Source organism: Mannheimia varigena, assembly GCF_013377235.1.
Taxonomy (GTDB): Bacteria; Pseudomonadota; Gammaproteobacteria; order Enterobacterales; family Pasteurellaceae; genus Mannheimia; species Mannheimia varigena.
The window spans coordinates 1842660-1860061 of record NZ_CP016226.1; the positions used below are offsets into that span (position 1 = coordinate 1842660).

At 41.1% G+C, this 17402-nt stretch carries 14 protein-coding genes and 6 tRNA genes; 15 read left to right on the plus strand and 5 right to left on the minus strand.

Annotated elements, in window-relative coordinates; genetic code table 11:
- The first annotated feature begins 45 nt into the window (after window positions 1-45).
- Together A6B40_RS08635 and A6B40_RS08640 are read left to right on the plus strand one after the other, a co-directional pair.
- A complete protein-coding gene (locus tag A6B40_RS08635) occupies window positions 46-1680 on the plus strand; it encodes an ABC transporter substrate-binding protein (RefSeq protein WP_176672141.1) in 1635 nt (544 codons plus the stop codon).
- A 51-nt stretch (window positions 1681-1731) separates the two neighbouring features.
- On the plus strand, window positions 1732-2004 hold the full coding sequence (locus A6B40_RS08640) for an acylphosphatase (protein ID WP_025216702.1): 273 nt from the start codon (window positions 1732-1734) through the stop codon (window positions 2002-2004).
- Window positions 2005-2063: 59 nt separating this feature from the next.
- On the opposite strand, the gene pepN is transcribed toward A6B40_RS08640, so the two are convergent.
- Window positions 2064-4676, minus strand: a complete 2613-nt coding sequence (gene pepN, locus A6B40_RS08645) for an aminopeptidase N (RefSeq protein WP_025247296.1) — start codon at window positions 4674-4676, stop codon at window positions 2064-2066.
- A gap of 149 nt (window positions 4677-4825) precedes the next feature.
- On the minus strand, window positions 4826-5344 hold the full coding sequence (hutZ, locus tag A6B40_RS08650; RefSeq protein ID WP_025247297.1) for a heme utilization protein HutZ: 519 nt from the start codon (window positions 5342-5344) through the stop codon (window positions 4826-4828).
- Between the two features lie 169 nt (window positions 5345-5513).
- Here hutZ and A6B40_RS08655 point away from each other — a divergent pair, with 169 nt between their 5' ends.
- Together A6B40_RS08655 and hutX are read left to right on the plus strand one after the other, a co-directional pair.
- Window positions 5514-7940 carry a TonB-dependent hemoglobin/transferrin/lactoferrin family receptor gene (locus tag A6B40_RS08655; protein ID WP_176672142.1) on the plus strand — a complete coding sequence of 809 codons (2427 nt, stop codon included), beginning with the start codon at window positions 5514-5516 and terminating at the stop codon, window positions 7938-7940.
- A 49-nt stretch (window positions 7941-7989) separates the two neighbouring features.
- Window positions 7990-8496, plus strand: a complete 507-nt coding sequence (gene hutX / locus A6B40_RS08660) for a heme utilization cystosolic carrier protein HutX (protein ID WP_176672143.1) — start codon at window positions 7990-7992, stop codon at window positions 8494-8496.
- A 70-nt stretch (window positions 8497-8566) separates the two neighbouring features.
- Here the strand turns inward: hutX and A6B40_RS08665 are convergent, their stop codons facing one another.
- Window positions 8567-9784, minus strand: coding sequence for an aromatic amino acid transport family protein (locus A6B40_RS08665; protein WP_176672144.1), 1218 nt, complete (start codon window positions 9782-9784; stop codon window positions 8567-8569).
- A 162-nt stretch (window positions 9785-9946) separates the two neighbouring features.
- Between A6B40_RS08665 and mfd the strand changes: the two genes are divergently transcribed.
- Window positions 9947-13396 (plus strand): transcription-repair coupling factor, encoded by a 3450-nt coding sequence (gene mfd, locus A6B40_RS08670; RefSeq protein WP_176672145.1) that lies wholly within the window; start codon window positions 9947-9949, stop codon window positions 13394-13396.
- Between the two features lie 50 nt (window positions 13397-13446).
- Here mfd and A6B40_RS08675 read toward each other — a convergent pair whose 3' ends face one another.
- Both A6B40_RS08675 and A6B40_RS08680 read right to left on the minus strand, forming a co-directional pair.
- Window positions 13447-13623, minus strand: coding sequence for an excalibur calcium-binding domain-containing protein (locus A6B40_RS08675; RefSeq protein ID WP_231475494.1), 177 nt, complete (start codon window positions 13621-13623; stop codon window positions 13447-13449).
- Between the two features lie 13 nt (window positions 13624-13636).
- Window positions 13637-13894: a hypothetical protein gene (locus A6B40_RS08680; RefSeq protein WP_025235387.1), complete on the minus strand. Its 258-nt coding sequence runs from the start codon at window positions 13892-13894 to the stop codon at window positions 13637-13639.
- A gap of 100 nt (window positions 13895-13994) precedes the next feature.
- Between A6B40_RS08680 and A6B40_RS08685 the strand changes: the two genes are divergently transcribed.
- From A6B40_RS08685 to A6B40_RS08730, 10 genes are all read left to right on the plus strand, one after another.
- Window positions 13995-14111: a helix-turn-helix domain-containing protein gene (locus A6B40_RS08685; protein ID WP_176672146.1), complete on the plus strand. Its 117-nt coding sequence runs from the start codon at window positions 13995-13997 to the stop codon at window positions 14109-14111.
- 54 nt (window positions 14112-14165) lie between these two features.
- Entirely contained in the window at window positions 14166-14384 is a 219-nt protein-coding gene (locus A6B40_RS08690) for a hypothetical protein (protein WP_155930839.1), read from the plus strand.
- 157 nt (window positions 14385-14541) lie between these two features.
- The gene (gene pepT / locus A6B40_RS08695) at window positions 14542-15774 is read left to right on the plus strand and encodes a peptidase T (RefSeq protein ID WP_025235389.1); all 1233 of its coding nucleotides are present in this window, start codon (window positions 14542-14544) and stop codon (window positions 15772-15774) included.
- Window positions 15775-15946: 172 nt separating this feature from the next.
- Window positions 15947-16022 (plus strand) — tRNA-Gly (locus tag A6B40_RS08700).
- 16 nt (window positions 16023-16038) lie between these two features.
- Window positions 16039-16125, plus strand: a tRNA-Leu gene (locus tag A6B40_RS08705).
- Window positions 16126-16150: 25 nt separating this feature from the next.
- A tRNA-Gly gene (locus A6B40_RS08710) sits at window positions 16151-16226 on the plus strand.
- Window positions 16227-16244: 18 nt separating this feature from the next.
- Window positions 16245-16331 (plus strand) — tRNA-Leu (locus A6B40_RS08715).
- Window positions 16332-16370: 39 nt separating this feature from the next.
- Window positions 16371-16457: transfer RNA gene (locus A6B40_RS08720), tRNA-Leu, on the plus strand.
- Between the two features lie 21 nt (window positions 16458-16478).
- Window positions 16479-16554 (plus strand) — tRNA-Gly (locus A6B40_RS08725).
- A 53-nt stretch (window positions 16555-16607) separates the two neighbouring features.
- On the plus strand, window positions 16608-17390 hold the full coding sequence (locus A6B40_RS08730; RefSeq protein WP_176672147.1) for a Rossmann-fold NAD(P)-binding domain-containing protein: 783 nt from the start codon (window positions 16608-16610) through the stop codon (window positions 17388-17390).
- Window positions 17391-17402 lie beyond the last annotated feature (12 nt).

A 17402-nucleotide genomic window follows, 5' to 3' on the forward strand; every position in this document is an offset into this window, starting at 1 on the left:
ACTGTAGTTGTAAATCGAGTGGTTATCTATAAATGGAGATTAAATATGCAGTCAAAATTCCCTCTTTCCGTATTAACAGCTTCATTAGTGTTAGGTTTGTCGGCAAATGTATTTGCAGCAAAAGTACCAGAAGGCACAACACTTGCAGAGAAGCAAGATATTACTATTAACAATGGGGCTGAACCATCAAGTTTTGATCCGCATAAAATTGAGGGAGTACCAGAATCGCAAGTGGCTTATCAGTTATTTGAAGGCTTAGTAACTAAGGATTCAGACGGTAATCTCCAACCAGGTGTGGCGGAGTCTTGGGAAAGCACGCCAGATTACAAAATGTGGACATTTAAATTACGTAAAGATGCTAAATGGTCTAACGGCGAGCCGGTAACTGCTCACGATTTCGTCTTTTCTTGGCAGCGTTTAGTAAGTCCACTCACTGCTTCGCCTTACTCAAGCTACTTAACTTACCTCAATGTAGAAAACGCTCAAGATATTATTGACGGCAAGAAAAAACCAGAAGAATTGGCGGTGAAAGCTGTTGATGATCACACTTTCCAAGTGCAATTAAGTCAGCCAGTTCCTTATGCGGCGGAGCTTGTTACGCACTCATCATTATTACCGGTAAATAAAAATGTTGTTGACAAATACGGCGATGCGTGGGTGAAAAAAGGTAATTTAGTGGGTAATGGTGCTTATGTTTTAGCAGATCACGTTATTAATGAGAAAATCGTATTTGAACGCAATAAAAATTATTGGAATGATAAAGAAAGCGTGATTAATAAAGCGACTTTCTTAGCAATTCCTAATGCGACAACTGATGTGGCTCGTTATCGTGCAGGTGATTTGGATATAACAAACTATGCTATTCCACCAGAGCAGTTCCCAACGCTTAAAAAAGAAATTCCAAATGAAGTATTTACAGCAAAAACACTTTCAACTTATTACTACGAGTTCAACCACAAACGTGCTCCGTTTGATAATGTAAAAGTACGTGAAGCGTTAAACTTAGCATTAGACCGTACTATCATTACAGATAAAGTATTAGGTCAAGGACAAACCCCAACTTATGTATTTACACCAACCTATATTCACGAAGGGGAAAAAATCCAGCAACCAGCTTACTCAACAGAATCGATGGCGGATAGAAAAGCCAAAGCATTAAAATTGTTAGAAGAAGCGGGCTATAGCAAATCAAATCCGCTTAAATTTACCGTGCTTTATAATACTAACGATAACCACAAGAAAATTGCAATCGCAGTATCTTCTTTATGGAAACAAGGCACCGACGGCATTGTGGATGTGAAATTAGAAAATCAAGAGTGGAAAACCTTCTTAGATACTCGTCGTAATGCAAACTACGATGTATCTCGTGCAGGTTGGTCTGGCGATTATAACCAAGCAACGACTTTCGTGAACTATTTTTTATCAAATTCAAGTAACAATACTGCATTCTATAAAAGCCAGGCGTATGATGATGCAGTGGCTGAGTCTTACAAAGTAACTGATGCAACTGGTCGAACAGCTGCTTATGCGAAAGCAGAAGAGCAGTTAGCTAAAGATTTTGCGATTATTCCGATTTACAACTATGTAAATCCACGCTTAGTGAAACCTTACGTGAAAGGCTATGAAGGAAAAGATCCACAAGATGATATTTTGCTTCGTAACTTATACATCGTGAAATAATCCTCCTAAGGCTGTTTATGAAATAAACAGCCTTTCTTTTTGGGAGAACAGATGACGATAAAACTATTTTCTATTTACGGACGAGTGCAAGGCGTTGCCTTTCGCTTTTTTACCCAGCAAACGGCAACGAAACTTGGTGTGAAAGGTTATGCTAAAAATCGTGAGGACGGCTCGGTGGAAGTGGTTGCCTCCGCAGACGATGAAATGCTTGAGAAATTTGCCCAATGGCTACACCAAGGTTCGCCGGCGGCAAAAGTGGAACGGGTGATTGTGAGTGATTATCTTGGCTCGGAAAGTTTTGAACGGTTTGAGATTCGGAGGTAAATAACAAGCGGTCGCTTTTGTAAATTTTTTTGCAAAAATGACCGCTTATAATAAAGGGATTAATCCAACGCTTTTTCGATTTTCTCGAATAAATCTCGGGCGAGGTTATCCATTTCACGCAGGCGTTCCAAGCCTCGACGCATTAGGGTTTGGCGTTGGTTGTCGTAGCGAGAAAGTTTAATCAACGGCTCAATTAAGCGAGCAGCCACTTGCGGATTGCTTTCGTTGAGTTTGATAAGGGTATCTACCAAGAAACGATAACCTGAGCCATCAATAGCGTGGAAAGCTTTCGGGTTGTGACCGCAGAATGCCCCTACCAATGAACGTAGTCGGTTTGGATTGTTAAAGTTGAAACTTGGGTGTTCCATTAAACCTTGCACAATCGCTAACACGTTTTCATCCGGACGAGTAGCTTGAATCATAAACCATTTATCCATTACCAAGCCATCGTGCTTCCATTTTTCCTCAAAATCAGCCAATAACGCATCACGGCAACTTAGCTGTGCTTTGGTTGCAGCTTGTAATGCGGCTAGAGTATCAGTCATATTGTCTGCATTATTGTAATGTTTATGCACAAGGGCATTGCCTAAATCTGTGAAGGCAAGATAACTTAAACAGGCATTGCGTAATGCACGTTTAGCAATATCTTCCGCTACCACTTGATAAGCATCGCATTTATTTTGGTTATAAACAATTAATAATTTATCTTGCAATGCGGTAGCAATCGAATGTTGCATAAACTCACGCACAAGAGAAATACCCGTTGGGTCAATGGTTTTAAACGACTCGGCAAATTCAGTTTCTTTCGGTAATGTGAGCGTTAATGCGGTTAATTCAGGCGATTTGGCTGAATTATCCAATACAAAGGTTAAAGCATCTACTAAACCTTTTGAAAAGCTAAGTGGCTGATTTTGCTGATAACGGCTTAAATTTTCACGCAGCTCATTGGTGTAGAGCATTTGTGCAGCGTCCCAACGTACAAAATCATTTTCAGCGTGTTTGAGTAAGGTTAAAAGCTGGTCGGTGGTATAGTTGTAATCTAAACGCACAGGAGCAGAGAAATCACACAATAACGCAGGTACAGGACGTTGTGTTACATTGTGGAACTCAAAGGTTTGATGTTCAGCGGTAACATCTAGCACATCACTGACCGTTAATAATTCATATTGTAATGGAATGCGTTTTCCATCATTCTCACTATATAACGCCACTTTCAATGGAATATGTAAGTTCAATTTTTCTAACTGATCGTGCGTTGGTGGAGTCATTTGTGAAATATGCAAACGATAAGTTTTGCGTGCTTCATCATATTCATCGGAAATCGTGAGTTCAGGTGTTCCCGATTGGCTATACCAACGGCGGAACTGTTCTAAATCAACACCTGAAGCATCTTCCATTGCTTTGACAAAATCTTCACAGGTAGCGGCTGAACCGTCGTGTCTTTCCACATAGAGCTTCATTCCTTTTTGGAAGTTTTCTTCGCCTAATAGGGTGTGGATCATACGAATGATTTCTGCCCCTTTTTCATACACGGTGACGGTGTAGAAATTGTTCATCTCGATCACTTTTTCCGGACGAATAGGGTGAGCCATCGGGCTGGCGTCTTCGGCGAATTGCACGGTACGCAATAGACGGACATCTTCGATACGTTTTGCCGAGCGAGCCCATAAATCAGAGGTAAATTCCTGATCACGGAAAACGGTTAAACCCTCTTTTAGGCTTAATTGGAACCAATCACGGCAGGTAATGCGGTTGCCCGTCCAGTTATGGAAATATTCGTGGGCGATAACTGCTTCAATATCTAAATAATCGGTATCAGTTGCGGTTTCCGGTTTCGCCAATACAAATTTAGAGTTAAAGATATTTAAGCCTTTATTTTCCATTGCCCCCATATTGAAGAAATCAACGGCAACAATCATATAAATATCTAAATCGTACTCTAAACCGAAGCGGTCTTCGTCCCATTTCATTGAGCGTTTTAAGCTCTCCATCGCCCAAGGGGCACGGTCTAAATTACCACGATCGACATAGATTTCTAACGTAACTTCACGTCCGCTTTTGGTAATGAATTTATCTTGTAGGAGGTCAAAATCGCCAGCCACTAATGCAAATAAATAACTTGGTTTGAAGAATGGATCTTGCCATTCCACCCAGTGTCTGCCGTCGTGCAATTCACCTTGAGCAATACGGTTACCGTTAGAGAGTAAGTAAGGATATTTGCTCTTACTAGCGGTGATTTTTGTCGTATATTTTGCAAGTACATCGGGGCGGTCAAGCATATAAGTAATTTGGCGAAAACCCTCAGCTTCACACTGTGTGCAAAGTCCGTCGCCTGATTTATATAAACCTTGTAGTGAGGTGTTTTGTGTAGGGTTTAAAGCTGTCTCAATTTGTAGCTCAAAATGATCGGCTTTTACCTCTGCTAAATTTAAGGTTAAAGATTCATCATCTTTTTCATAAGATGAAAATGGCTCACCGTTAAATTTAATAGAAAGGAAATCAAAACTATGACCATCTAAGCGAAGTGTGGTTGCATCACTATTTTTACGCTCAACCGTTAACATTGAGGTTACAAAGGTGCGATCCGGGTCAAGTTGAAAGTCGAGATAAATGTCTGTAATCGTGAAATCTGGTGCTTTATAATCTTTTCTTAGTTTGGCTTTAGGTGGCATAGGATTTCCTTTTTGATTGGCATTTTGCCGCTAGAATTGTTTGGCTATTGTACTAAATTTATTGCAAATTTTCCAAGAAATATGACCGCTTGTATCAAACAAAACGGCTATAAATATTGCCATTTATAGCCGTTTAGGAAGTATAGGAATTATAGAGTTTGGTGTCCTTGATCAAGATGTACTAAGCTGATTAAATCATCAACGCCAACATCAAATGCTTGCCCAAAACCTTTCACAAATAACCCTGCAATTGGTTTAAAGCTAAAGAGTTTGAAATCTTGCATATTAGATAGATCATCAATTAATTCACCGTGTCTGGCTTTAAGTGCATTAATGCTGACATTCCATTCCTCTTGATTGCGTTCAATAATGCGTGCTGTTGCATCAAAGGTTAAACGACGGCGTGCAAAAATTTGACGACTTTTGTTTTCATCTTCAATCAGCATTAATGAAACTTTAGGTATATCCTGCAAATTTCGTGCGTGGCGGGCGATAGTTGAAATAAGTACTTTATATTCTCCATTGTGAATAACAAAAGGAGCATAGCTCACATTTGGTGTACCATCTTTATCTGTTGTTGCCATTACAATCGTCTTAATTTGCTGTTTTAGTTCTTCTAGTTCAGGACCTAAACGGTTTTGTAAAACCTCTTGGCGGTTTGTTGTCATTATTTCTCCTTTTAGTTTTTAATTTTTCTAACCATTTTGAGAAATTATAAATTACATCAAAATAAAAAATCAAGATGATAATCATTATTGACTAAAATGTTGACGTAATTGATAATATATCTCATCAATTAAAATTGGTTAATATTTACTTAAGGAAAGGAGAACAATTATGTTTATTAATTATTCTAATAACCAATATAATAAATTACATTTAAGCCTATTAGCGTTAAGTATAAATAGTATTTTGATATCACAAAATTTATATGCAAAAGAAGAAGTAATTGCAGAATTATCTGAAGTTAATGTAGTCGCTCAAGAAGACGTTGAAGTCTCGTCAGAGAAAAAAACGAAAGAGGTAATTCAACAAGAGCTTATTCAAAATAATCGAGATTTAGCTCGTTATAGCCCTGATGTCGGCATTGTAAATCAAGGACGGCATCAAAAAGGATTTGCTATTCGTGGCGTGGAGGATAATCGCGTTGGCATTAGTATTGATGGAATTGCACTACCTGATTCAGAGGAGAACTCACTTTATAAACGTTATGGTAATTTAAATACATCTCGTCAATCTATTGATCCTGAATTAGCTCGAACCATTGAGGTATCAAAGGGGGCTAATTCTTTTAATCAAGGTAGCGGGAACTTAGGAGGAGGTGTTAATTATCGAACGCTTGAGGCTTATGATATTGTACGTGATAATAAATTTGGTGCTTTTTATCGTACAGGTTATGCCACTCGTAATAATGAATGGGTCAATACATTTGGTATTGGGTATTTAGGTGACCAAGCTGAAGCTGTATTAGTATACTCAAATCGTTATGGTCATGAAATGGAAAGTGCAGGTGGTTATACAATTCCTGAAGATTCGTTACACACCAGAACTATTGGCAGTAGTAAACAAACGCCAGATGATTCTACTCATAAAAATCACAGCTACCTAGCAAAATTTGCTTACCGTTTTAATGATAAACATCGTATTGGCATTTCATATAGTGGTCAAAATAATAAAAATTACATTATTGAGGATTCTGCTGTTTATTTAAGCTCATATTGGCGTGAAGCAGACGATCGTAGTAAGCGTGATACAGTAAATGTTTTTTATGAATTTTTCCCGGAGTCTAAATGGATCGCTTCAGTAAGAACCGATCTTGATTATCAAAAGACAGAAACATCAGCCTATAACTATGAAGGGAAGCGAGCAGAGGCAGCAACCAAATGGGTACCTGCTCAGAAACGAACGCCTAGCGATACGAATATTCGTATTTTTAGTACAGAATTAAAACGTTTAAACTTCCGTATAGATAGTCAAGTTTTAGAATTGGGTAAATTAAATCATCAATTCTCATTTAAGGTCTCAGCAGCAGAAAGAGATTTTGATGTGCTACATAAAGACTCAGTTTATGTATCTGGTGCTTGGACTCATTTACCGAATTCAACAATGATGCACCCAATTAAAAGTAAGATAAATTATTTATCATTACAAGATAGTATAGACTTAAAAAATAATTGGAAAGCAAAAGTTGGTATTCGTTATGATTGGGCTAAATATAAGCAAAAAGATCTTGCTGGTTTAGCATGTCGAAATTGTGTAAAAATAGAGAATGCTAAATTTAACCAAATAACTTGGGGCGCAGGTATAGAAAAGCAAGTTACTGATATTTGGAAACTTGCTTATAACATTGGAACAGGTTTTCGTATACCAAATGCATCAGAAATGTATTTCGATTATCGAGACAATGCCGCTGGGGCGTGGATGTCAAATCCAAACTTAAAAGCGGAACGTAGTTTAACTCAAAATTTAAGCCTGCAAGGGCAAGGCAATGTAGGACAATTTTCCGTGAATTTGCACCATACAAAATACAAAGATTTTCTATGGGAGCAAGAAACTTGGGATGTTTATCATGCTTATGGCAAAGAATTTTGGCGACCTGTTCAACAAATGCAGAATATAGATTCTGCGAAAATCTACGGTATAGAAGTAACAGGTAAGTGGAATTTAAACTCTGCCATATCTGTCCCTGAGGGTTGGAAGCTATTCGGTTCATTAGGTTATAGTAAGGGGAATATGTCAAATGGAGCAGATTTACTTTCTATTCAGCCAATTAAAGCTGTTATTGGTTTAGATTATGAGCAACCAGAAGGTAAATGGGGAATATTTTCTCGTTTAACCTTCTTAGGAGCTAAAAAAGCTAAAGAGGCAAAATATTTAAAAACTTTACCTGAAAAATGTGTAAAAGAGCAGAAAACTCCAAATCCTTACTATCCATATTGGGGGAATGAATATGAGGTGCGCTGTACTGAATATTCTCACGAAACAGGTTTAGATAAATGGAAGCATTTAAACGCAAAAGCTTTTGTCGTAGATTTATATGGTTTTTATAAACCAACAGAAAATATCACGTTGCGTGCTGGTGTTTACAATTTATTTAACCGTAAATATCACACTTGGGATACATTACGTGGTTTAAATACAACTGGCGGTGCTGTTAATTCTGTAGGGGTTCGCGAAAATCATAAATATGGAGGGTATCCTGGATTGCAACGGTACTATGAGCCAGGACGAAATTTTGCAGCAAGTTTTGAGTACCATTTCTAATTATATTTATAAGGAGGGCTTTAAGGCTCTCTTTTCTTAAGGAGAATTTATGTTATCGTTAGAACAACAAACCGCTTTACGCAATGAATTAAATGAAAATTCAGGTCAAATTTTAGAGATGGTTGCTTCAAAATATCAATGTTCGCTGGAAGATGTAATGCTTAACCTTCCACCGGATATGCTTAAAGTAACAGATGGGGAACGCTTTGCTGAAATTCTACAAGAAATTCACGAATGGGACGATGCAATTACCTTTATTTCGCATACGGAAGATGCGATTGTTGAGTTTGTTGGCAAATTACCAAGCGGTTCAATTTCTCGTGGATTTTACAATTTTGAACACAAAGAAAATGGCGGTTTACAAGGGCATTTACGCTATGAAAATTGTGCCAAGATTTATCTATTAGACCGCCCATTTAGAGGAAAACGCACGGTTTCGTTGGTGTTTATCAACAAAAAAGGGAATGCGATGTTTAAGATTTTTGTCGGCAGAGAAAAAGTAGGTGGGGCATTAAAAGAAGATCAAATCAGGGCGTTATATAAATTAATCGGCTAACTTGCAAAAGATTACTCAAATTTAACCGCTTGTAAAAAGGCTACGATAAATCGTAGCCTTTATCGGTTTATTAACCCACAGCTTGTGGTAAATAACCTAGCTGAATTAAAAATGGAATGACCATAATGCAAATACCTGCGATTAAGGCGATAACTAAGGCTAAATTACCGCCAATTACACGGTAAGGCAGATTTGGGTGCTGTCTACGAGCTTTCCACGCCAAACCGATAGGTAAAATCATTCCGTAGAAGGCAAATAATAAACCTGCATAACCTAAAGCCATAATAAAACCGTCAGGATAGAACAATGCAAACAACAGTGGCGGCGTGAAGGTCGCAATAGTCAGCCATAAGCGGTTAGTTGGTAAGTTTAAGCGTTTTAATAAATCGCCCACACCCTCAAAAATACCCATCGAAACACCTAAGAATGAGGTAATTAATGCAAGTACAGAGAACAAACGAACCATTTCGCCTAAAATTGTGCTACCTGTAATTTGGCTGGTTGCGGTTACTAAGCCGTTTAAAGTAGGGTCTTGTTTTAAAATAGTCGTAAATTCGTTTTGACTTAATACACCGTGCGTAGCCAATTGCCATAATAAATAAGCAACTAACGGAATAGCCGTACCGATATAAATCGATTTACGAATTTTGCCGATATCAGCATCTAAATAGGTATTGATAGTCCCCATAATTACGTGGAAACCAAATGCCGTAAAGAAAATAGGCACAGCAGAAAGCACTAATAAATTATCTAACGGAATGGCAGTTAAGTTTTCTAGTTTCGCTTTTGGTAACATCATCACTAACACAGCAATGAAAGCGATGATTTTTCCAAGAAACAGCACTCGGGTTAAACCATCAACGGATTTCACACCAACTACAACAAAGGCACCTAATACCACTGTAAAAATTAAAATGCTGATTTTAAGTTTCATATCAGCATCTACCATTTCCGGCATAATACCACTAAGCAGTGAACCACCACCGGTAATATAAGCTGAAAGTAATGCATAGAGTAGAACAAGCAAGCTAAAAGTCGCTAAAGCACGTCCGAACAAACCAAAATACTGCTCCGCGAGGCTTGCTACCCCCACATCTTTTTGTGGAGCGGTTTGATATACCTCCATAAATAACAAGCCTGTATAAGCCAATAATGCCCATAACCCAATGAGTAATAAAGCAGTTGCACCAAAACCCATACCCGCAGAGGTTAGCGGCATTGCAAGCATACCAGCACCGATTGTGGTGCCTGCAATCATTAATGCACTTCCTAAGATTTTATTTTTCATAATTTTTTTTGAGTAAATTAAAAAGGGAATTTATTCTATCAGAAATTTTCAGCAATGCTATCGGGAGAGATAGAATAATTTTTCAGCTTATTTTGCACAATCTGGTTTGCTTTAGTAAACTAGAGACAATTTGTAATTTTTTATCAAAAATAGACCGCTTGTATGTCTCTAATTTCACTTAATCTGCCACAAATTGGCGGTAATTTTCAAGATCACCAAACTCTCGGCAATCTTGTCGGTCATTCCGATACGCTTGCGATCAGCCAAGCTGCCCAACAGTTCAACGGCTTAACGGTGGTCGTTACCCCCGACACTCGCACGGCGTTACGGCTGGAAAAATCGTTGCCGCAATTTGCCAATCTGCCGGTGCAACTTTTCCCCGATTGGGAAACCTTGCCGTACGATAATTTCTCGCCGCATCAGGACATTATCTCCGCCCGACTTTCCGCCCTGTTTGAGCTACAACAAGGGCGTAAGCAGATTTTTCTGTTGCCAATCAACACCTTAATGCAGAAAGTCTGCCCGCCGAGCTACCTTGCCAACAATGTGTTATTGATTAAAAAAGGCGACCGTTTTTCGATTCAAAATCTGCGTTTGCAGTTGGAAAATGCCGGCTATCGAGCGGTGGATCAGGTGTTGGAATATGGCGAATATGCGGTGCGTGGGGCGATTTTGGACTTGTACCCAATGGGGGCGGACGAGCCGTTTCGTTTGGATTTTTTTGACGATGAAATCGACACTATCCGCACCTTTGATGTGGATAGCCAACGCACTAAGGCGGAAATTGATGAAATCAATCTACTTCCAGCCCACGAGTTCCCGACAGATAGCAACGGGATCGAGCATTTTAGAGCGAAATTCCGTGAAACTTTCGGAGAAATCCGCCGTGAGCCGGAGCATATTTATCAACAGGTCAGCAAAGGTATTTTGAATGCGGGGATTGAGTATTGGCAGCCGCTGTTTTTTGCGGAAATGGCGAGCCTGTTTGACTATCTCAACCCGAACACGCTGTTTATCACTTACGCCGATATTCAACAAAAAGCCGAACAATTTCAACAAGATACGCAAAACCGTTTTGAGAGCCGCCGAGTCGATCCGATGCGTCCACTGTTGCCACCGAGTGATCTCTGGTTTGCGATTGATGAAGTGAACCGCTGGCTGAAAGGCTACCCACGTTTAACTATAACGGCAGAGAAAATCCGCAAATCGGCAGCGAAAATGAACGCAAATGTGGAGAACTTGCCTGATTTAGCCATTCAATCAGGTGCAAAAGAGCCGTTTGAGGCGTTCCAACAGTTCCGCCAAAAATTTAAGGGTGATATTTTGTTTTCGGTGGAGAGCGAAGGGCGAAGAGAAACGTTGTTGGATTTGCTTGCACCGTTGGGCGTGAAACCGAAGCAGATTTTGCAAATTTCCGATGAAATAGCACCGCTTGCGTTGATGATTTCCAATTTGGATCAGGGTTTTGTGATCGAAACAAGCGGTCAGAATTTAGCAATAATTTGCGAAACCGATCTCCTTGGCGAAAAAGTCCAACAAAAACGCAGCGAAAAAAACCGTAAAACCGTCAATCCCGATACGCTGATTCGCAACTTGGCGGAGCTGAAAATCGGGCAAGCGGTAGTGCATTTGGAAAACGGTGTCGGTCGCTACGGCGGTTTGACCGTGTTGGACGCAGGCGGAATGAAAGCCGAATACTTGGTGTTGCACTATGCCAACGATGCCAAGCTCTATGTGCCGGTGGCTTCTCTACATTTAATCAGCCGTTATATTGGCGGTGCGGACGAAACCGCACCGTTACATAAGCTCGGCTCGGAAGCGTGGGCGAAAACTCGCCAAAAAGCGGCGGAGAAAATCCGTGATGTGGCGGCGGAGTTGCTTGATGTCTATGCCAAACGAGAAAGCCAGACCGGCTTTGCTTTTGCCTACGACAAGGCGGAATTCGACCGTTTCAGTGCGACTTTCCCTTACGAGGAAACGGACGATCAGAAAATGGCGATCAATGCCGTTATCAGCGATATGTGCCAAGCGAAGGCGATGGATCGGCTGGTGTGTGGTGATGTCGGCTTCGGTAAAACCGAAGTGGCTATTCGGGCAACGTTCTTGGCGGTGATGAACCATAAACAGGTTGCTATTCTCGCCCCGACCACCTTGCTTGCCCAGCAACATTTCGAGAATTTTAAAGACCGTTTTGCCAACTATCCGGTCAATGTCGAAGTGCTTTCACGTTTCAAAACCGCCAAAGAGCAGAAAGCGATTTTGGAAAAAGTTGCCGAAGGTAAGGTCGATATTTTGGTCGGTACACACAAGCTATTGCAGGACGATGTCGCTTTCCGTGATCTCGGCTTACTCGTGATTGATGAAGAGCACCGTTTCGGTGTACGTCAAAAAGAGAAAATCAAACAACTGCGAGCCAATGTCGATATTCTCACGCTCACCGCCACGCCAATTCCAAGAACGCTGAATATGGCACTCAACGGAATGCGTGATCTCTCGATTATCGCCAGCCCACCGGCTCGTCGTCTGAGCATTAAAACCTTTGTGCGACAAAGCGATGAAGCGGTGATTCGAGAAGCGATTTTGCGTGAAATTCTGCGTGGCGGACAGGTTTACTACCTGCATAATGATGTCGCCACCATTGAAAATTGTGCCGAAAAACTCAGCCAGCTCGTCCCCGAAGCCCGTGTGGTGATTGGTCACGGGCAGATGCGTGAACGTGAGTTGGAGCGAGTGATGAGCGATTTTTATCACCAACGCTTTAACCTACTGGTCTGCTCGACCATTATCGAAACAGGAATTGACGTGCCGACCGCTAACACGATTATCATCGAACGGGCGGATAAATTCGGCTTGGCACAGCTTCACCAACTGCGTGGGCGTGTGGGGCGTTCCCACCACCAAGCCTACGCCTATATGCTTACGCCACACCCGAAAACACTGACCAAAGATGCAGAGCAACGTTTGGAAGCGATGAGTACCATCGACAATCTTGGGGCAGGTTTCGCCCTTGCGACCCACGATTTAGAAATCCGTGGGGCAGGCGAACTACTCGGCTCGGAACAGAGCGGACAGATTGAGAGCATCGGCTTCTCGCTCTATATGGACTTGCTCGAAAATGCCGTGAAAGCCTTACAGGAAGGGCGTGAACCGACCTTGGACGAAATCACCCAAAACCAAGTGGAGATTGAGTTGCGAGTGCCGGCATTAATTCCGGACGATTACCTGCCGGATGTGAATATGCGACTGTCATTCTACAAACGGATTGCGAGCAGTGAGAGCGATGAACAGCTCAAAGATCTCAAAATCGAGCTGATCGACCGCTTCGGGCTACTGCCGGAAGCAACCAAAAACTTGTTTGCGATTACCCAACTTCGCATTGCTGCCCAACCGCTCGGCTTGAAGAAAATCGATGCCGGCATTCACGGCGGTTACTTGGAATTTAAACCGACCGCCCAGCCGGATCCGATGAAGTTTATTCAGCTTATTCAAAAACAACCGGCAGTGTACAGCTTTGAAGGGGCAGTGAAATTCAAGTTCAGATTACCGCTGGAAGAAAACCACAAGCGGTTGGAATTTGTGGAGAATTTGCTAAACGATATTGTGGCTGAATAGAAAAAGACAGAGATCATCTGCCTTTAGAAATAGCTAAAAATATTGATATTTTAGCGGCGTGGTAGATGTTCACAGGCAATGCCATCACGATCTCTGTCTAAATTATATGCACTATATTGATGCATATAAGATTGTGCCTGTGCTTGTGTTGCAAAATCAGCACATTTAGCTGCGTGTGCAGAATAAGAAACAAATAAGATTGAGAAGGCTAAAAGAGCTTTTTTCACGGATTTTCTCCTATTATTGACGTAGATGAACTTTCCAAAAACCATAGGATTGACAGATCCTACTATTTGGAGTGGTTTTCCCATAAAGACACTGTTTAGCTTGTGAAACTGCAAATTTAAAAGCATCTTCGTAGGAGTATTGTTTGTGCATCAAATCTTCAGCAAATTGCTGTACACGAGGATCTAGTTTGAGAGCCTCATCAATTTCTTCATTAGAGTATGTAAAGGGAGATATTAATAGGCTAAAATAGAATAAGTAACTGCGAGACATAATTTTCCTTAAAATGATGTTAAATTTATTATGTCATTATCGTTTAATACTCTACAATCAACCCAAAGTGAACATTTCTACCGAATTTATGGAGATTAAAATGAATGTGAATGAAAAAGTCCGTTTTTTGCGTGAAGCGAGAGGTTGGTCTCAGGAAGAAATGGCTGAAAGAGTTGGGCTTTCCGTACACGGTTATTCCAAAATTGAGAGAGGATAAACCCAGCTTAATCTTTCTCGCCTTCGCCAAATTTGTGAGGTATTGAATTACGATATGTTGGAATTGATGACATTAGGCGAGAAAAATGTGGTTTATTTTCAAGAAAGTGGAAATAATCATAGTATCAATATTATTAATCCGACTTCAGAAAATTTAGTTTCCGACATTGCTCAGCTAAAGCAGACAATATCCCATCAAGCGGAGATTATTGAAATGCAAAAGGTACAAATAGAGACATTGAACGCTCTTGTAGCTTCAATGAAAAGTGCATAACAAATCGGGTATCACATAAAACGATTTTTGCGATTTATCTCGTAAAAATCGTTTTTTATTTGAAAGAGTGCCGCACAGAAATGAAAACCGAATATTGTTGGTAACAAGCGGTCAATTTCGGCTAAAATGTTGCAAATTCTATGATTAAGGACATTATATGAAACAAGCTCTTCTCAACCGTCTTTTACGTTATACCCAAATCTACACTACTTCTGACCCGAAAAGCCAAAGCGTGCCAAGTTCTCCTCAACAATGGGATTTGCTCAACCTTTTGAAAGCAGAGGTGGAATCAATGGGGCTGACGGAAATTTTTCTCGATCCTAACGGCTATCTGTTTGCTACACTGCCTGCCAATACGGATATCTCCATTCCTGTGTTGGGATTGATTGCACACGTTGATACTTCACCCGATTTTAATGGTAAGAACGTTAAGCCACAGGTGATTGAATGCTATCAAGGTGGCGATATTTTATTAAGCGGTAGTGGTGATAAGCTCTCGCCGAACGACTTTCCAAATTTAAACAAACTTATTGGCGACACATTGGTAACGACTGACGGCACAAGTCTGCTAGGAGCGGATGATAAGTCGGGCATTGCGATTATTCTCTCGGCGATTGAGTATTTACAAGCTAATCCGCAGATTTCGCACGGCAAAATCCGCATTGGTTTTACCACCGATGAAGAGATTGGACGTGGTGCAGATCATTTTGATGTAAAAGCTTTTGGTGCCGATGTAGCGTTTACGCTTGATGGTGGTCCGCTTGGCGAGTTGCAGTATGAGAATTTCAATGCCGATGCTGCAGTGGTAACTTTCTTTGGTCGCAGCGTTCACCCCGGCACGGCAAAAGGTAAAATGATCAATGCGTTAGAACGAGCGTGTGAATTCCAGAACCGTTTACCGCCACATTTAACCCCGGCAACCAGTGAGCATCGTAAAGGTTTTATTATGATGCACGATATTGAAGGCGGTGTAGATAAAGTAGAAGTGCGTTATATTCTTCGTAGTTTTGAGCGTGAAGAGCTGGCAACATTTGGCAAAATGTTGACAGATACGATAGCAGAAATGCAGAAAATTTACGGCGAAAACTGCGGCAAAGTTGAGATTATTGAACAGTATCGCAATATGCGTGAGGTATTAGACGGCTATCCATACCTGATTGAGATTGCGGAAAAAGTAATGCGGGAGCAGGGCATTGAGCCGAATTTAGAGCCAATTCGAGGTGGTACAGATGGCTCTCGTTTGTCGTTTATGGGATTACCTTGCCCGAATTTATTTACCGGAGGAGAGAACTTCCACGGACGTTTTGAATTTATTTCTGTTGATACAATGGAAAAGGCGGCAACGGTTGTAGTTGGTATTTCAACAGGTTTTACCAAGCATCAATTTTAGCCTAGAGTGAATTACAAGCGGTTAAATTTGTGCAAAAATTTGCAAAAAAGCCTTATTTTTCGCCACTTAAACCATTTTTTAAAGATTTCCTGTAAATTTATTTGACATTAAATCGGAAATCCATAGAATATGCACCTGTTGAGACGCTACGAAGTTCGTAGCGTTTTTAAATGCGGGAATAGCTCAGTTGGTAGAGCACGACCTTGCCAAGGTCGGGGTCGCGAGTTCGAGCCTCGTTTCCCGCTCCAATTTCTATATCGTGCTGCCCGAGTGGCGGAATCGGTAGACGCAAGGGATTTAAAATCCCTCGCCTTTCGGGGCGTGCCAGTTCAAGTCTGGCCTCGGGCACCATTTAGAAATCAACAATTTAAAATTTGCGGGAATAGCTCAGTTGGTAGAGCACGACCTTGCCAAGGTCGGGGTCGCGAGTTCGAGCCTCGTTTCCCGCTCCAATTTTTCTATATCGTGTCGCCCGAGTGGCGGAATCGGTAGACGCAAGGGATTTAAAATCCCTCGCCTTTCGGGGCGTGCCAGTTCAAGTCTGGCCTCGGGCACCATTTAGAAAAAGACAATTTTAAAATCAAAATATTATCGGAGCCCGAGTGGCGGAATCGGTAGACGCAAGGGATTTAAAATCCCTCGCCTTTCGGGGCGTGCCAGTTCAAGTCTGGCCTCGGGCACCATTTCGATAATATACCAAATATGCGGGAATAGCTCAGTTGGTAGAGCACGACCTTGCCAAGGTCGGGGTCGCGAGTTCGAGCCTCGTTTCCCGCTCCAATCTTAAAAAGAGCAGATAGCACCACGAGGTGCTTTTTTTGTGCCTAAAATTTATGAAAAAAATCACCATTATTGGCTTAGGTTGGCTCGGTTTACCGCTCGCCCAAAAATTACAAAATGAGGGCTGGCAAGTTGCCGGCACAAAACGCACAGTGGGCGATATACCAGTTGAGTGTTATCCGCTAGACTTAAATCATTTTGCTATTACGCCTGACATTGAGCTTATTTTGGCAACTGATGCAATGGTGATTACTTTGCCGCCTTCTACGACAAGTGAAGAGGATTATTTTTTAGGTATTCAAAAACTTACATCATTTGCGATGACTAAAGGCTTAAAACATTTGATTTTTATCAGCTCGACCTCAGTTTTGCCGATGTCGGAGGGGAATTTTACCGAAGATACTGAAGTGGATCCAAATTCGTTGCTTGCAAAAGTAGAAAATTGGTTGTTAAGCCAAAAACTTGATTGCGATATTTTGCGATTAGCTGGACTAGCCGGTAAGCAACGCCACCCTGTGTTTTATTTGGTGGGAAAATCGAATTTGAAATCACCAAACCAACCCGTGAATTTAGTCCATTTAGAGGATTGTTTATCCGCAATTTCCCTGCTTTTAGCGAAGCCAAACGGGCAACGCATTTTCCATTTGTGTGCCGAACAGCATCCTACTCGTAAAGCGTATTATAGCGAAATAGCAAAACGCTTAGGCTTGGCAGATTTGCAATTTTCTGATGAAAATCAACCGCTTGTAAGAGTAGTAAAAGCAGACAAAATTTGCAGAGAGCTAGGCTTTGTTTATCGCTATCCGAATCCTTACGATTTTAAATTAGATATTTAGCAAAATACAAGT

Bases quoted from the DNA above. Each gene is read 5' to 3' on its own strand.
- mfd (WP_176672145.1), top strand. From the start codon at position 9,947: ATGTCTCTAATTTCACTTAATCTGCCACAAATTGGCGGTAATTTTCAA.
- A6B40_RS08690 (WP_155930839.1), top strand. From the start codon at position 14,166: ATGTTGGAATTGATGACATTAGGCGAGAAAAATGTGGTTTATTTTCAA.
- A6B40_RS08685 (WP_176672146.1), top strand. From the start codon at position 13,995: ATGAATGTGAATGAAAAAGTCCGTTTTTTGCGTGAAGCGAGAGGTTGG.
- A6B40_RS08640 (WP_025216702.1), top strand. From the start codon at position 1,732: ATGACGATAAAACTATTTTCTATTTACGGACGAGTGCAAGGCGTTGCC.
- A6B40_RS08665 (WP_176672144.1), bottom strand. From the start codon at position 9,784: ATGAAAAATAAAATCTTAGGAAGTGCATTAATGATTGCAGGCACCACA.
- hutZ (WP_025247297.1), bottom strand. From the start codon at position 5,344: ATGACAACAAACCGCCAAGAGGTTTTACAAAACCGTTTAGGTCCTGAA.
- pepN (WP_025247296.1), bottom strand. From the start codon at position 4,676: ATGCCACCTAAAGCCAAACTAAGAAAAGATTATAAAGCACCAGATTTC.
- A6B40_RS08655 (WP_176672142.1), top strand. From the start codon at position 5,514: ATGTTTATTAATTATTCTAATAACCAATATAATAAATTACATTTAAGC.
- A6B40_RS08680 (WP_025235387.1), bottom strand. From the start codon at position 13,894: ATGTCTCGCAGTTACTTATTCTATTTTAGCCTATTAATATCTCCCTTT.
- pepT (WP_025235389.1), top strand. From the start codon at position 14,542: ATGAAACAAGCTCTTCTCAACCGTCTTTTACGTTATACCCAAATCTAC.
- A6B40_RS08730 (WP_176672147.1), top strand. From the start codon at position 16,608: ATGAAAAAAATCACCATTATTGGCTTAGGTTGGCTCGGTTTACCGCTC.
- hutX (WP_176672143.1), top strand. From the start codon at position 7,990: ATGTTATCGTTAGAACAACAAACCGCTTTACGCAATGAATTAAATGAA.
- A6B40_RS08635 (WP_176672141.1), top strand. From the start codon at position 46: ATGCAGTCAAAATTCCCTCTTTCCGTATTAACAGCTTCATTAGTGTTA.